A 2535-nucleotide genomic window follows, 5' to 3' on the forward strand; every position below is an offset into this window, starting at 1 on the left:
CGTGAAGAGTTTCGGGCGCCGAAAGGCGTACGAAAGTCCCCGAGGAAGGAACCCGCGGGCCCCAGGCGATGGGCTATGGGGATTTCGGATTTAGCCGGTGCCGGGGGGCGGCGTGACCGTCGTGTGGAAGCGTCGGAATGGATGCGGACAGGCCGCTTCGTTGCGCCACCGGGCGATGGTGTTGGCCCGGTTCTGGTCCCGACACGCGCCTATCGGCATCAGCAATCACCATTGATGCGTTCAGATCCGTTGCCGGAGACTGAGCGCCAGCGGCTTGAAGCTTGAGCATGCCATGCCGGGTCATGGACAGTTCTCCCGGTTCGCCCTGGTTGCGTCCGGCGGCGCGCGCGGCTGCCTCCATCGTTCGAACACCTCAATCACGATCATGCGCCCGCCGCAGCACGGGCATGACGGGCGGAAATCATGCGGTTCGTCCTGGGCATTGTCATCGGGAGGTGGGGCAACGCACAGAAGTTCGCGGGCCCGTGCGATGCTGGTCTTCCGGGCGGAGCTGGCGAGCAGACCGTAGTGGCGGATGCGGTGGAAGCCGCGCGGCAGGACATGGTGCAGGAAACGGCGGATGAACTCGTCGATCGCGAGAGTCATCACCTGCTGACGATCCGCTTCGCCGCGGCGGTAGTCCTTGTAGCGGAAGGTGACGCCGGTCTCGTCGAAGGCGATCAGGCGGCGGTTTGAGATCGCGACCCGGTGAGTGTAGCGGGAGAGGTAGGCGAGCACCGCCTCCGGTCCCGCGAACGGCGCCTTGGCATAGACCACCCACCGCTTCTTCCGGACAGGAGAAAGGTGGCGCAGGAACGCTTGGCGGCCTCTGAGATGAGCAAGGGTGCCGAAGAAGCCGAGCCGTCCAGCGTCATGCAGCGTGAGCAGCCGGGTGAGGAACAGGCGTCGGAACAATTTGCCGAGCACGCGCACCGGGAGGAGGAAGGCCGGGCGCGACGAGACCCAGCCCTTCCCATCGAGCGAGATGCCGCCGCCGGGCACGATCATGTGCACGTGCGGATGATGGGTCATCGCGGATCCCCAGGTGTGGAGCACGCCGGTAATGCCGATGCGTGCGCCGAGATGCTTTGGATCCGCCGCGATCGTCAGCATCGTCTCCGATGCCGACTTGAACAACAGGTCGTAGATGAGCGCCTTGTTCTGGAAAGCGATGCCGGCGACCTCGGCCGGCAGCGTGAACACGACGTGAAAGTAGCCGACCGGCAAGAGGTCCGCCTTGCGCTCGGTAAGCCACGTCCTGGCCGCCGCGCCCTGGCACTTCGGGCAGTGCCGGTTGCGGCAGGAGTTGTAGGCGATGCGCCACTGGCCGCAGTCCTCGCAGGCCTCGACGTGACCGCCAAGGGCTGCGGTGCGGCAATGCTCGATCGCAGACATCACCTTGAGCTGATGTAAGCTCAGATGACCTGCATGTGCGGCCCGGTAGGCTGGCCCGGCGGCACGGAAGATGTCGGCGACCTCGATCGAGCCGCGCACGGCTCAGCCGTCTGGCGAACTCTCCCCCGGCTTGAACAGCCCGAGCTTGTCGAGCGGGCTCGTGACCGTGCGCACCGTCCGGGTCGCGACCTTGGCGTAGAAAGCGGTGCTGTTGAGCTTGGCGTGCCCGAGCAGGACCTGGATGATCCGGATGTCGGTGCCGTCTTCCAGGAGGTGGGTCGCGAAACTATGGCGCAGCGTGTGCGGTCCGACCCGCTTGGCGATGTCGGCGGCCTGGGCCGCCTCGACGACGATGCGATAGAGCTGCCGCGTGCTGATCGGCTTCATTGCGTGCTGCCCCGGGAACAGCCAGCCGTCGCGGTGCATCACACCCTGCTGCCGCCCGACCTTCCACCACTGACGCAGCAACAAGAGTAGGTCTTGCGACAGCATGGCGTTGCGATAGCGCCCGCCCTTGCCGCGCTCGACCCTGAGCAGCATGCGCTCGCTATCGACGTCGGCGACCTTCAGCGTCGACACCTCGGCAACACGCAGGCCCGCTCCATAGGCGACCGACAGCGCGGCCTGATGCTTGAGGCAGGTGGTGGCGTTGAGCAGCCGGGCGACCTCGTCGCGGCTCAGCACCACGGGCAGCTTGCGTGGGTGCGGCAACCGGACGAGCTTGCGCGCCAGGTCCGGACGGTCGACGGTCTGGGTGAAGAAGAAGCGCAGCGCCGACACGATGCTGTTCATGGTCGGAACGGGAACGCCGTCTTCCTGCTGCTCGATCTGGAACCGGCGCAGGTCGTCGGCGGTCGCCGTGTCTGGTGGGCGCCCAAGGAATGTCGCCAGGCGTCCGATATCGCGGAGATAGTTGCGCTGCGTCTCCTGCGAGAAACGCCGCATGTTCATGTCGTCGATCAGCCGCTGGCGCAGCGGGCTGACAGGGGCATCGAGAACGGGATAGGTCATGGTCAGGCTCCTTGTTGAAGAAGCCCGTCATGCTCTGCCCGCGCCGCACGGCGCTCAATTCAAACGCTACGACCGGGGCTGTGCCCTCTACCTCAACCGCAGGCGCCCTCCCGCGCAGCGGGTTCGTTC

At 66.2% G+C, this 2535-nt stretch carries 2 protein-coding genes; both read right to left on the bottom strand.

The window, feature by feature from the left end; all coding sequences use genetic code 11:
* Positions 1-300: 300 nt before the first annotated feature.
* Entirely contained in the window at positions 301-1494 is a 1194-nt protein-coding gene (locus tag ACSSVZ_RS28015) for an IS91 family transposase (RefSeq protein WP_453974151.1), read from the bottom strand.
* A gap of 3 nt (positions 1495-1497) precedes the next feature.
* Entirely contained in the window at positions 1498-2406 is a 909-nt protein-coding gene (locus ACSSVZ_RS28020) for a tyrosine-type recombinase/integrase (protein ID WP_453974152.1), read from the bottom strand.
* Between the last annotated feature and the right edge of the window lie 129 nt (positions 2407-2535).

It is taken from the genome of Amorphus sp. MBR-141, assembly GCF_053628695.1.